This window comes from Psychroserpens sp., from assembly GCF_047633235.1.
Lineage (GTDB): Bacteria > Bacteroidota > Bacteroidia > Flavobacteriales > Flavobacteriaceae > Psychroserpens.
This window is the reverse complement of the sequence record NZ_JBLIET010000005.1, coordinates 39,097-53,521: the sequence shown is the minus strand read 5'-3', so window position 1 is coordinate 53,521 and position 14,425 is coordinate 39,097. Positions and strand designations below refer to the sequence as shown.

Annotated in this window: 9 protein-coding genes; 2 read left to right on the top strand and 7 right to left on the bottom strand. The window is 34.8% G+C overall.

The genetic code is table 11. From position 1 onward, the window contains the following. Nucleotides 1-33: 33 nt before the first annotated feature. From ACJAZK_RS02595 to dinB, 6 genes are all read right to left on the bottom strand, one after another. On the bottom strand, nt 34-1,347 hold the full coding sequence (locus ACJAZK_RS02595) for a DEAD/DEAH box helicase (protein ID WP_415222467.1): 1,314 nt from the start codon (nt 1,345-1,347) through the stop codon (nt 34-36). A 1-nt stretch (nt 1,348) separates the two neighbouring features. Then, complete coding sequence (locus ACJAZK_RS02590) at nt 1,349-2,689, bottom strand: DEAD/DEAH box helicase (RefSeq protein ID WP_415222466.1); 1,341 nt, start codon at nt 2,687-2,689, stop codon at nt 1,349-1,351. Nucleotides 2,690-3,002: 313 nt separating this feature from the next. Beyond that, nucleotides 3,003-3,608, bottom strand: a complete 606-nt coding sequence (locus ACJAZK_RS02585; protein WP_415222465.1) for a hypothetical protein — start codon at nt 3,606-3,608, stop codon at nt 3,003-3,005. A gap of 203 nt (nt 3,609-3,811) precedes the next feature. Then, nucleotides 3,812-4,084: a cold-shock protein gene (locus ACJAZK_RS02580; RefSeq protein ID WP_415222464.1), complete on the bottom strand. Its 273-nt coding sequence runs from the start codon at nt 4,082-4,084 to the stop codon at nt 3,812-3,814. Between the two features lie 273 nt (nt 4,085-4,357). Further along, complete coding sequence (locus ACJAZK_RS02575) at nt 4,358-7,315, bottom strand: DNA polymerase III subunit alpha (RefSeq protein WP_415222463.1); 2,958 nt, start codon at nt 7,313-7,315, stop codon at nt 4,358-4,360. Continuing rightward, nucleotides 7,315-8,529 (bottom strand): DNA polymerase IV, encoded by a 1,215-nt coding sequence (gene dinB, locus ACJAZK_RS02570; RefSeq protein ID WP_415222462.1) that lies wholly within the window; start codon nt 8,527-8,529, stop codon nt 7,315-7,317. The genes ACJAZK_RS02575 and dinB overlap by 1 nt, the downstream gene beginning before the upstream one ends. A 52-nt stretch (nt 8,530-8,581) precedes the next feature. Here dinB and ACJAZK_RS02565 point away from each other — a divergent pair, with 52 nt between their 5' ends. Beyond that, entirely contained in the window at nt 8,582-9,355 is a 774-nt protein-coding gene (locus ACJAZK_RS02565) for an XRE family transcriptional regulator (RefSeq protein WP_415222461.1), read from the top strand. Next, the gene (locus tag ACJAZK_RS02560) at nt 9,352-10,710 is read left to right on the top strand and encodes an exonuclease domain-containing protein (RefSeq protein ID WP_415222460.1); all 1,359 of its coding nucleotides are present in this window, start codon (nt 9,352-9,354) and stop codon (nt 10,708-10,710) included. Before ACJAZK_RS02565 ends, ACJAZK_RS02560 begins: the two co-directional genes overlap by 4 nt. An 84-nt stretch (nt 10,711-10,794) precedes the next feature. On the opposite strand, the gene ACJAZK_RS02555 is transcribed toward ACJAZK_RS02560, so the two are convergent. Beyond that, a complete protein-coding gene (locus ACJAZK_RS02555; RefSeq protein ID WP_415222459.1) occupies nt 10,795-14,289 on the bottom strand; it encodes a T9SS type A sorting domain-containing protein in 3,495 nt (1,164 codons plus the stop codon). Between the last annotated feature and the right edge of the window lie 136 nt (nt 14,290-14,425).

The window sequence follows — 14,425 nt, the reverse complement described above, 5'->3', positions numbered from 1 at the left end:
TACATTAATTTTATGTAACTCACTCATTATCAATTACAGAACAGATATACGCACCTTTTTCTTTTTCAAACGACTATTATTCAATGTACCCACTAACTGATTTGCAAGTGCAAAAGGAACAGCTACAAACGCACAATCTGGTTTGAGTTCAATGGCGCCTAATTGGTCTTTTTTTAGACCTCCTATTTTAAAAAACAAACCTGCGATATCACCTTTAGAGATTTTATCTTTTCGTCCGCCGGAAATGAATAAGGTTTCCCAATATTGCTTTTTATGTGGAGCTCTTTTAGATATGTCAATTGGTGCTGAAGCTTTAATAAAGTCTGGTAGTAATTGATCTTTCCATTTTAGAACATAAGACGTGCCTGCTGCATTCACGCGAGCAGTCCTACCATTTCTATGAATAAATTCTTCTTCATGAACTGGCAATTCATAATGAATAATAAATTTCATTTCAGGAATATCAATACCTCTGGCTGCTAAATCTGTAGCGACTAATAACTGACATGTTCCGTTTCTAAACTTTATGAGTGCACGTTCTCTATCTTTTTGTTCCATACCTCCAGAAAAGCAGGCATGGCCAATATTCTGTTTGTTTAAAAACACACTCACTTGATCAATGCTCTCTCTAAAATTACAGAAAATAATACCGGGTTCATTACCAATATGTTTTACTAATTCTATCAAGGTAACAAGTTTGTTTTTGTCTGGAGAAACAACAAGTTTCAAAGCTAGTCTAGATTCGGTTTTATCTTTTAAATAGTTAATCGTAGTTGGCGCGTTGAATTCCACAAATTCTGGTATATCAACTGCTTGTGTTGCAGAGGTTAGAATGCGGTTACTTAAATTAGGTAAATAATGTAAAATAGCCTTCATTTCCTCTTCAAAACCATTTTCTAAAGACTTATCAAACTCGTCTAAAATGAGCGTTTTGATATGGGTTTTTGAGAATCTATCGTTGTCAAAATGATCGAGTAGTCGCCCTGGAGTTCCAACTAAAATAGCTGGATTATGTTTGAGCTCAATTTTATCTTTAGACATAGGTCGACCTCCATAAACCGCATTCACTTTATAACCAGAACCCATAGAACGAATCACTTGTTCAATTTGAATGGCTAATTCTCGTGAGGGCACTATGATTAAGGCTTGTATTTCTGAAGATTCAGAATCTAACAAATCTAAAAGCGGTAATGAAAACGCTAGGGTTTTCCCTGTACCAGTTGGCGATAAAATAACAGTATTTGTATTAGCTTCAATAAGTAGAACTGCTTCTTCCTGCATAGGATTTAAAGCTTCAATATTCAATTTAGCCAGGATATCCTGCTGATTTTTTATATCATTTGCCATGTTATTTCGTTTTAGCCTTTTTTGAATCTTCAGATTTTGCTTTATCTGTGCTGTTTTGAGCTAGATAATCAGCGAGTATTTTATCAACGAGTTCTTCTTTTGTTAGATGATGAAAGATTGTTTTGATTTGAGATTTAAAATCTTCAGAAATAGCACGATTTGGTTTCGCTTTAAATATCTTTTTGGCCCATATGAGGCCATTATTTTCTTCAATACTTTGAGCATCTGCTTTTTTGAATTCAGTAAAAACAAGACCTAATTCAGCTTCAAATTCAGGAATTTCTTCTACTTCTTCTTTCTGGATGACACTTAACGATAGGCCCTTTGCTCCTGCTCTAGCTGTTCGTCCACTTCTATGTACATACGCATCATAGGTGTCAGGTAAGTGATAATTAACGACGTACGACACGTCTTTGACATCAATACCACGGGCTGCCAAATCTGTAGCGACCAAAATATCGATATAACCTTCTCTAAATTGCCCCATGATACGATCACGAATCCCTTGTGTTAAACTACCGTGTATGGCACCAGATGAGAATTTATTAATGGCTAGTTTTTTTGCCAATTTATTAACTGCTGCTTTGGTTTTACAAAATATAATGCCGCGTTCTCCTTCTTTAGAATTTAAAAAATGAAGTAACACTTCTAGTTTTTCTATGGGTTCTACAACTACATATTGATGATCGATGCCTTGATGACCAACTGTTTTCATATCGGCTTCTAGATGCATCACCTGATTTGACATGTAATTTTGAACGACTTGTTTGATGGTTCCAGACATCGTTGCTGTAAATAATAATGTACGTCTCGTTTTTGGAATGCCCTTTATAATGGAATCTACTTCGTCTTTTAAAGCAGTGACCATTTCATCAGCTTCATCCAATACTAAATACTTTAAGTTTTTAATATCAACAGCGCCGCGTTTCACTAAGTCGACCAAACGTCCAGGCGTTGCGACCACAATATGTGTCGTCACTTTTAGACGTTCCATTTGAGGTTTTATAGGAATCCCTCCACATACAGATGCGATAGAAATATTAGGACTGTACTTAGAGAATTCTACTAAATTGCTGTAAATTTGTTGTCCTAGTTCTCTTGTTGGTGCTAATATTAAACCTTGAATAGTAGTGTTATCTAAATCAACCAACTGCAATAAAGGCAAGCCAAAAGCTGCAGTTTTTCCTGTACCGGTTTTAGCTAAAACGACAAGGTCTTCAGTTTGATTGAGGACTACAGGTATAGCCTTTTCTTGAATATCTGTAGGCAAAGAGATTTGTAAGTCTGCTAAAGCCTGTTGTAACTCTTCGTTAATTCCTAATTCTAGAAAACGTTTTGACATAAAAAATAATTTTGGCAAAGGTAAGAATACTGCGCTTGGGAACCCGATAAATCGTTGCCATTACTATTCAGACAAGAAACTGATTTTAGAAGAGGTGAATTTCTACTTATAAATCAATAAAAAGAACTGTTTTTTCTGGATTAAACACAAGCAATATCGAAGCTTTGGTATTAAATTTTACTCATTATTTTATTTTTAAAAATTTGTTTTTCTAATGATCGAGATAAAAATTTAGCGCCTTTCTGAAAATGACCAAATCTTTTTGTTAGTGCGGGTTTATCCTTTACCTTATAGAGGTTGTCGCTGCAAATTTTTAATTCCGTACGATGTATTTTGATTCTTTTGCTTGATTTTCTAAAACATGTAATATCTCTGGGTGTTCCAATAAATTATTTAGTTCAAACGTTCCATTTCTAACTCGTGTATAATCTTTCTCGTAATCATTTTGTCCCTTATAAGTCAATTCATAAAGCTCATTATTGATAATATCAAAAAGAGCGAATGTGTGACTTGCTTTATCGGTTGAATCATCACCAGCCATATACTCAAAGTGAACGTATTTGGTTTTTTCAGTATTCAGGAATTTTAATTCTTTATAAACTTGTCCATATTCAAACTTCTTTTGATTAACAGGTTGCCAGGTGTCTGCAAAATTTAAATAAGTAACAATAAGATTAGCAGCTCCATTGGGTTCTCCGAAAAAAAACGCCACCAACATTGTTCGGTCATGGTGTTTAAATTCGTAACTCATTTCAGGATTTGCATTTGTGAAAGTCACCTTTTCCCAGATGTAAGTCTCACTATTCCTAACTTCATTTTCATAAGTTAATTCCAAGTTTGGGAATTCAGTCGAAATCATCTCTTGTGAGAACAGAAGATTAATTTTAAAAAATAGTAGTATTAATAATAAGTATTTCATAATGTATAGCGCTTTTTATTCCTTTTGATTTCACAACAATAATATAGTCCAAATTGTTACTATTACAAGCAACTTGATAGCCTTATTGTTCTTTCTTTTTTACCTAAATATAATGAATTTTTTCCATAAAAAAAGCCCCCAAATAGTGTCTAACTTTTTGGGAGCAGTTCAATTAAGAAGGCTTTTTATGCTATTGGGATGTCCTATTTTTTGACTACACGAACGTTTGTAGCAATGGGTCCTTTATCACTTTGTTCGATATTGAAAGTGACTTTATTTTTATCCTTAATCTTGCTTTTGAGGTTTGTTTTATGAACAAAGATCTCTTCTTCAGAATCTTTAAGCGTTATAAATCCAAATCCTTTTCTAACATTAAAAAATTTCACGGTACCTTCTTGTGCTCCTTTTGAACTCGCTCCTTTGCTTGAACTCGAACCTTCGCTAGATCCAAATAAGCTTTTTATCCATTTAATCATTACTTCTGTTTTGTGTTTGTACTATCTGCTACACTAATTTATTAGCTTAATGTATTACTACAGCTCATTAATAGTACAAAAATAACAAATAAAAGAGTTTGTGAAAATTGTAGGACCTTTTAGTTGATTTTAAATGTCATTTTTTAAGCAGTTGGATTTTTTATTGTTTTTATTTCTACTTCGGAAATAGGCTAAACACCTACGTTATCGAAGTGTTTTAGTCATTGAGTTCATCAACTTAAAAACCTAATAATTAGCTAATTAAATCATAAATCAAGCCACCCTCGGATTCTCTAAAACCTTAACCTTTCTACTTTTAGAAATAATCATACTACAAAACCCAAACTTTTCAGTAATAAAACCTAAGCACTTATAAACGCCTAAACCATGGATTGGATATTGGTGAACCGTATCTGTAAAATGAACCGCATCAAAGTAATGACCCTGCTTATCCACAAAGGTGCTGAGTCGCATTAATTTACCTTGAGAGGTTTTGTTATGTCTAGTATTGACCAAATTACCGAACATAATCACTTCTTTTTTAACATGTTCACACATTTGCTTAGCGGTGATATCATGTGATATCTGTTCATCGATTAACTCAAAATAACCACATATTGGAAACCCTAGTAACTCGAGTTCATCAAAAGCATTTTCAACGGCATTGGTTGTTAATTCTGGTAATTCAAAATGTTTGTGTTTGGGTTTGAACAATTTAGGTTGCTTGTTTTTATCTTTAGTCGCATTGAGTTTAAAGATAGCGTGCCATAACAATTGCGTTTTTGATTTTTTCGTAAAGCGAAAACAACCTATTCTAACCAAAATGGTGAGTTGTTCAATGCTAATCGTCACGCGATCTATAAAATCTTCTAGCGATGCATAAGGACCATTTAACTGACGTTCACTTAGAAACCGCTGAATCACTAGTTTTTCTAAATTTCGTAGATAGCCAAACCCTAAGTAAATAGCTGTTCCTTCCACTCTGTTGGGATGATCACTGGTATTAATACAGGGCAACTCAATAGTAGCACCTTGCATTTTAGCTTCATGAATATAATGCTCTGCGCTGTAAAAACCACCTCCATTATTCAATACTGCGACCATGAATTCTATAGGGAAATAGCATTTTAAAAACAGACTTTGATAACTTTCAACTGCGTAAGAAGCCGAGTGTCCTTTAGCAAATGCATAACCCGCAAAACTTTTAATCTGGTTCCAAACTTCAAATATCAAATCCTCTGTGTAGCCCTTTTTCTTGCAATTAGAAATGAATTTTTGCTCAACCGCCTCAAACTCTTTGCGAGATCTAAACTTACCACTCATACCACGTCGCAATACATCAGCTTCTCCCAAGGTTAAATCTGCAAATTGACTGGCGACTTTCATCACATCTTCTTGATACACCATCACACCGTACGTATCTGGCATAATTTCTAAAAGAATAGGATGTGCGTCTTTTCTATGCTCTGGAAAACGGTGTCGTTTTATGAATTCTTCTTTCATACCTGAGCCAGAAACACCTGGTCGTATAATAGAACTTGCAGCGACCAAGCCTAAATAATCTTGGGTTTGTAGTTTGGTCATTAAGCCTCGCATGGCAGGAGACTCTACATAATAAGCACCAATAGCACCACCACTTTTAAGTAGATTATTAACATTTTTATCAGTTTTAAAGCGTGCTAAATCATGAATATCGATTGGAGGTAATTCTGGTCTGTTTTCTGCGATAATATCTAAAGCATCTTTGATTTTCGCTAAACCGCGCTGTCCTAGAATATCGAATTTAAATACACCTACATCATCAGCAATAATCATATCAAACTGCACTGTTGGAAATCCCTTTGGTGGCATAAATGTTGCCGAATACTTATGAATAGCGGCATCGAGAATGAGTATTCCTGCAGAATGCACGCTCACATAATTCGGGAATCCGTCAATTAATTGTCCATATTTTAAGACCAATTGCGCCACATCATCTAGCTGATTGTGTGGTACATTTCCTTTACTCAACTTATCAATCTCTTCTTTTGGTAAGCCGAATACTTTTCCTAATTCTCTAACAACTGCGCGATATTTGAAGGTATTATAAGTGGCCAAAAGTGCTGTGTTTTTAAATCTTCGGAAAATATAATTAGTCATATCCTCTCGGTCTTTCCATGAGAAATCGATATCAAAATCTGGTGGTGAGGCTCTAAATGGATTTATAAATCTCTCAAAGTAAAGGTCTAATTCAATAGGGTCAACATCTGTAATTCCAACAATATAGGCGACAATACTATTAGCGCCACTCCCACGACCAACATGAAAATAACCTTGACTTTTGGCATAGGATACAATATCGTGATTGATGAGAAAGAAACTCACAAAATTTAAGTCTTCTATTGTATCCAATTCTCGTTGTAAACGCTCATAAACTTTCGCTGTCGGATGTTTATAGCGTTTTGGCAAACCTTCTTTGCAGAGTTGTTTCAGGAGTTGTAAATCGTTTTCGGCAGAATTGGTGTACAACTTCAAGTTTTGTGATTGTCGCTCATTTCCGAAGTTAAAATGAATCTCACATTGTGACATCAAATCAAGGGTATTGTTTATGATATGAGGGAAATCAGCGAACGCAAGTTTCAAGTCTGCTTTAGATAGCATTTTCTCGTCTTGTTTGCACTCTTCAGATTTTGGGAGCTTGCTCAACAAACAGTTGTTATCGATGGCTCTTAATAATCGATGTGCATTAAAATCGCGCTTGTTTCTAATAGTAACGCTTTGGAGAATGACAAGTTTACCTTCAAGTTCTTTTAATTTCGAAAAGCGGAGTTTTCTGATTTCCGCAGTAGAAATACCTATAAATTCGTAATCCTCAAAAACCTCTATTTCAAGTTCTAAAACTTGTTCAAACGGATAAATAATAAATGAGTTTAATAGTTTTGGAGCTTTATCTGGAATCTTAATCTTATGTTCTAAATGCTGTGATAAAAATCCATTTAACTCTGTAAAACCGTCATTACTCTTAGCGATACCTACAAACTGTTGTTTGGCACCATTTCTAAAGTCAATACCAATTATGGGTTTGATATCCTGTTTTTGGGACTGTCTAATAAAATTTAAGCATGCAGAGGTGTTATTTATATCTGTCAAGACCAAACAAGACATGCCATTGTCTTTGGCAAGTTCCAGGAGGTCTAATTCTGAAAACGTCCCATAACGCAATGAATAATATGTGTGACAATTGAGATACATTATTGTTTTCTGTGTGCTAATAAAACTGGGGGTTCACCGTTAAAAGGATTTTGAAAACGCCCTATCGTTTTTGCTCCCATTGAAGAAGCTCTCATGATACTTAACTCACCATATTTTTCTCTCACATGATCCATTGCGCTGTATAGGTTTAAGAGTTCTTCAGTATCATCAAATAGGTTGATTTGGTAGTTCCCACTAACGATATCTGTAAATTTCACACCAACCAATCGCACCAATAACCGTCGGTTATACAGTTTTTCAAATAACTCTAACGCTTTTGGAATAATAGTGTGATCTGCACTAGAATAGGTGATTTTAACCTGTTTGCTATAGGTATTGAAATCTGAATATCTGATTTTTATACTTAGTGTTCCTGCTAATTTATCTGCTCTTCGTAATTGAAATGCTAGATTTTCTGCCATGGCAAAGACGGTCGTTCTAAGTAGTGTTGTATCGATAGTATCTTTATTAAAAGTGCGTTCTGTCGAAATTGATTTCCGTTCGTGAAACGGGATTAATGGTGCATTGTCAATACCTTGAGATCGTTTCCAGATTGTCATCCCGTTAGCACCCAAGGCACTTACCATTAGTTCTACTGGCATTTGCTGAACGACACTCACTGTATCAACCCCTAAATTTCTAAGAATTTGATATGTTTTTTCTCCTACGGAAGGAATTTTACGAATAGATAAAGGTGCTAAAAATGACTTTTCAAATCCGGAATCTATCTTTAATTGGTTGTTTGGTTTTGCTTCTCCTGTCGCGACTTTAGAAACAATTTTATTACAAGACAACCCAAAAGAAATAGGAAGCCCAGAATCTTTCATGATTTTTTGTCTTAGCTCTGACGCATATTTATAAGTGCCATGAAATTTATCCATACCTGTTAAATCTGCATAAAATTCATCAACACTTGCTTTTTCAAATACTGGCACATGCTCTTTAATGATTTCAGTAACCAAATGGGAGTATTTAGTATAAATTCCAGAGTTGCCTTTGATGACTACTGCTTGCGGACATAAACGTCTTGCAACGGTCATGGACATGCCAGAATGAACGCCATATAGACGCGTTTCATAACTACAAGCAGCGACAACACCTCTATCTCCTGTGCCACCAACTAATAGCGGTCTATTTTGTAATCGACTATCAATGAGTCGTTCACAAGAGACAAAGAAGGTGTCTAGATCAAGATGTAAAATATTTTTTTGCATTTGGTAAATTTAACTCAAAATTGTAGCTTTGTTAACTCAAAATTTTAGTTTTATGTCAATTGTTCAAAAAAATATTCAATTCATAAGAAGCCAAAAAGGATTTTCTCAAAGTCAGTTTGCTGACGAGTTAGGTTGGTCTAAGTCTCAAATAGGTGCTTACGAAGAAAACAGAGCATTACCGTCTATTGAAAAATTGATTCAGCTATCTGATTATTCAAAAATACCTGTTGATATTTTGATTCGGCACGATTTAAAAAAGTCTGGTAGCTCCTCTTTTATTGAAATTGGAAATCAGCGGGTTTTGTTTCCAATTATGGTTGACAGTGATAATGAGAATCTTATTGAGGTAGTACCTGTAAAAGCTTCTGCTGGTTATTTGTCTGGTTATGATGATCCAGAATATATTGAACAACTCCAAAAAATAAAACTTCCTTTTTTACCCACAGGAAAACATCGCGCATTCCCCATCAGGGGAGATTCTATGTTGCCTATGAAAGATGGTTCGTTTGTGATTGGACGCTTTATTGAAGACAGAAGAGATATTAAAACAGGTAAAACCTATATTTTGCTAACGCTAAATGATGGTATGGTTTATAAACGCGTGTATAATAATATTGAATTGAATAACTCGCTTTTATTGATGTCTGACAATAAAACCTATCATGATTATAGCGTTCCAATAGATGAGATTTTAGAATTATGGGAGTTTACATGTAGTATTAATACTCAAGAATACAGTGAAGAAGAACTAAAATTGAGTAGCATCATGACTATGTTTAATGAATTAGGTATTGAGTTGAAATCCTTAGAAAAAATAATGAAATGATGTATACAATTATTGATGTTGAAACTACAGGCAGAGAAAATCGTATGACTGAAATATCCATTTTTAAGTACGATGGAGATGAAGTCATTGATGAATTCACAACGCTTGTCAACCCAGAAAGCCCAATACCTGGTCATATTACTGCGCTCACAGGAATCGATAATCAACTCGTTGCTGATGCGCCCGTTTTTGCTGATGTCGCACAAGATATTCTCAACATAACTGAAGACGCCATCTTTGTAGCTCACAACGTGAATTTTGATTATAACGTTATTGGAGGTGAGTTTAAAAGAATTGGGATTGATTTTAAAAGAAAGAAGCTCTGTACAGTAAGACTTTCGCGACACTTATTATTAGGACATAGATCGTATAGCTTAGGCAAGCTTTGTAAAGATTTAAAGATTGATTTAGTAGGTAGACACAGAGCGAGAGGTGATGCAGAAGCGACTGTAATTTTATTTGAATTATTACTAAAGCAACCTAAAGCGACAGAAGTGTTCAGTGATTTTTTGAATAAAAATTCTAGAGAAGCGACCTTACCTCCAAATTTACCTAAAGCCACTTTTGAAGCGCTACCAAATACGCCTGGTATTTACTATTTTAAGGATAAAAAAGGGGCTATTATTTATGTAGGTAAAGCAAAAGACATTAAAAAAAGAGTGTTGAGCCATTTTTATAGTAAAACTACAAAATCGCTCGATATGGTTAGGGAAACGCGAGATATTGATTTTGAATTGTCAGGTAGTGAACTTATTGCACTATTAATGGAAGATGCTGCTATAAAACACAACTTTCCTATTTATAATAAGGTATCGAAAAGAACCATCCAGTCCTACTCTATTTTCTCTTATGAAGATAGAAATGGAATTATTCATCTTGCGATGAACAAAGGCCGTTTGGTTCCCAACCCTATTATTACGTTTTTCAATATAAGAGATGTACGCTTATATATGGAAAACATTTGCTCTACATATAATCTATGTCCGAAATATTGTCACCTACAAGAAGTGGTTTGGGAATGTTCTCATTATAATATCACAGATTGCAAAGGGATTTGCAGAAATGAAGAAACTAGAGATCACTATAATAAAAGAGTACTAAAAGCCATCCAAGATATTTCTGAAGATAAGAAAGATATTATTTTAAAAGAAAAAGGTAGAATCTCAAATGAAGAAGCATTTATCTGGATTAAAGATAATGTGTATTTAGGATATGGATTTATTGATAAACAAGAACAAGTCAATCATCAAGAAGAATTAAACAATTACCTCATTCCGCAGAAAGATAATATAGATATTCAAAAGATTTTGAGAACACGACTTCTCAAAGAGAAATCGTTACTAGTAACAAATTAATTTAGCTTTTCCGTTATGATATAAAATTAAGGAAGCCACAAATAGTGAATATTTGTGGCTTTTTTAATGTATCGAGATTAGTAATTATTCCCTATTGGCTACAATTATTTTACCTTTTTGAATTTTATCACTTGATCTAATACTATATAAATAGACGCCTGTACTTAAATTCCAAGGTGCTAAAGGAATTGGTGTATTTAATTGTGTAAATCTAGTACCTACCAGTTTACCTTGAATACTAAATAGTTTAAATTCTATATCATCCTCTAAATTATTCTTAACTGTTAGGGCTCCACTAGAAGATACAGGGTTTGGAAATACGGTTAAGGTATTTAAAATAGTTTCTTCTACTCCTAAAGTACTGCCAAGATTAATATTATCCACATATACTGCCTGTCCGTATCCGTTTATATTTCTAAAAGCAATAAATACAGAGTCTGATCCAATATAAGCTGAAAGATCTATACTTTCTGTACGCCATTGATCTGCAGTTGGCAAAAATTGTTCCGTCGTATTTGGGGCTGTTGCCAAATCTGCTCCTAGTTTATTATAAACTGAGGTATAGGTTTCGCCGCAATCTGTAGAGACCAATACTTCAAGTGCATCTGCATAATTATCTGCATACAAAGCGTAAGCCACATCAAACGTTAAAGTGCTATTTGAAGTACTTGTGTTGGATAAATTTATAGGTATGATGGCATCACAATACGCGCCAACGTCTGACACTACAAAATTATTGACTGACATTGAGTTTGTTGTTGTTCCAAATCCTCCAACGGTGTTATTATATGTCCAAGTAAAATTCCCTGTCGTGTTTAGTGTCCAGTTTTGAGGTACAAATTCAGTTTCAAAATCTTCCATAACTGCCGTAGACTCTATCGCTAAGACATCAATAGTTATTGAATCACTAGATTGAATACCAGCAGCATTTGTAACTGTAAGTGTCACTACATGACTTCCTGTTGTTGTAAATGTGACTTGAGGATTTCTAAGATTTGATGTAGGGGTAGTTCCATTGTCAAAGGTCCAAGCCCAAGTTGCTCCATCATGATTAAGCATAGAATAATCGTCAAAATAAAAGATTTCATTAATACAATTAGCGGCTAACTTATCTACCATGATTTTAGCTACAGGACGACTAGGCGTCTCAAATAAAGGGCTTTCCCAAATACCCTTACCATAACTCGCTAGTCTTATTTTTCCATCGCGATAAAAAGGTCTGATACCTTGACTTCCAATAGTTGCAGGTAGATTAGCATTATCAATTATCCAAGAGCTCATCGTATTATTTTTATAATATACTGAAGCACTTGTACCAATGTAAACACCGCCATCAGTTCCACCAATAGTCGTCATATCTTGAATATTTTGAGCATCTAACTCGCTAGAGGTTTCATTAGCCCATGACGCACCTCCGTTAATAGACTTAAATATTTTATTACCATCATTACCTCTTGGATACGCTAACCAAATAATTTGATCATTTTCTGGATCCATACTAATTATCGCTAGTGGCCCAAAATTAGAACCTGTTGGCAACGATACTGTACTTGAAGTTTCCCAATCGTTTGTTGTCTTCATAAGTATTGGTGTACTTCCTGGAATACGCTCTACAACATACATAGTATTTGTGTTTGTGCGAGAAATTTCTATACCTAAAACTTCATTACTTGGAGAGGCTGATGTATACACTGCACTATAATTAGCACCACCGTCGATACTTTTAAAAAGCTGATTTGCATTACCAAGATACACATGGTTATAACAACTTGGGTGAAATTCCATTTCTGAAGATTCTGCAAACCAAGGACTCTCTGTAGGTATTAGACCCATTGGAGCATTGATGACTGCACCAGTTATAGATTGCGGAATAATTTTACTCCCAATATTTTCAGAGTAAATTCGTAAATCATTACCAGGATTAACATAACCTGAAGCAGGTTCTCCACCTCCTAAATCTAAAAAAGTACCATTAGGAAATCCTTCATAATAAACATCAACACCATTATGAAACGTACCTCCAATTAATAAGTCATTGTTCCAACCAGAACCAAAGCCCCAAAAATCAACACCATGTACGCCATTCATTTTAAATTCTGGTTGCGAGTTAAATAAATCTAAAGATTTATAAATACCACCATCGGTACTTGCCCAATATTCGTTTCCAAAAGCTCTAAAATCTTGCATATCTACGTGCATCGGGTTATAATCTCCACAACCATAATTAAAGATACATTGAAACGATTGTCCGCCATCACTAGAGCGCCACATGCCAATACCTCCAACTAAAAGCTCGTCTGCATTGGTATTTGAAGCCATTATAGCACAATTATAAAAACCTTGGTTAAAGCTAAAATTATTAGTTACAGGTGTAGAAGATATAAGATTTGGATGTTCTGGATCTGTGTAAGGAGCACCATCATAAGTCATCGTGTTAGTCCAACTTGTACCACCATCGTCACTTCTATAAATACCAATAAAACCATTATCCTCAGGTTTGGAATCACCAATTAAATACGCATAAACTCTTTGGTTATCAGCATTTGTAACTGCTATTCTTGCTCCTACAACGCTACGGTTTGGATTTGTAGACGTATACCAACCTGTTGTTTGAGCTGTCCAAGTTAAACCAGCATCAGTAGATCTCAAAAACTGGTGTATAGTATTGTTATTGTTACGCCTTATGGTATAGAGTGTATTTGGGTTTCCAGGTTGGGCTTTTACGTCAAAACACTCAAAATTAAGCACCTGTGACCAAGAAGCTCCTCCCGAGGTTGATCTATGCATACCGGCTTTACTAGCAACTAGTACAATTTGAGAATTATTTGGGTTGATAAAAATTTCTGCCGGATTTTCGATATATCCAGATAAAGTAATAGCGCTATCAAACACAACATTCCAATTGATCCCGCCATCTATAGTCTTAAAAATCTCACTACCAGAACCTATATACACAATATCAGGATTTGTAGGATGAACAGTTAACGCAGCTATACCAGCGTTTGCTAAAACAACTTGAGGCGCAAGTGCTGTTAATAAATTAAGTGATACATTAACCCAAGAATCTCCTCCGTTTAAGGTTTTATAAACCTCTCCATTCTCCGTCCCACAATACATGACACTTGGAATAGTAGCACATTGGCCAATACTATACACATTAGCTTGTGCACCACTTGAAACGACACCTCCCTCTTTAAAATTTTGAAAAGGACCTAGAACAGACCAATTTCCCAACCTTCTCTGTGCATCTTGGTCATTATTAGCTTCTCTTTCATAGAGAATATCTCTAAGTTTAAGTTTCTTTGAAGAATCATAAAAACCATCCTCTCCTATGAAATTATTAATAGCTTTACGCCACCGCTTATAGTACTGTGTATGGAATGTTTTTTTAAAAGAGGCACTTCGGAAATACGCCTTATACAAGTTATCTACATTATCAACATTAGGATTATCTGTGTACATAAGTTTTGCCCATTCTGGGGCAGTTTTATATAAATCACCCGATTTGTTTGGAGCTGAAGATTGTGAAAAAACTAAACACGATATAAAAAACAGGAATAGAATGGATATTTTTTTCATAGTATTTGTTTTTATTTCAAATATAATTAAATAACTGTAGGATACATGGAGTAACGATTATAGATGAGTAGCAATTGGCCTATTTTCAGGATAATTATAAATCATTATTTAATTCTATGTCTCCACAAATAGTGTT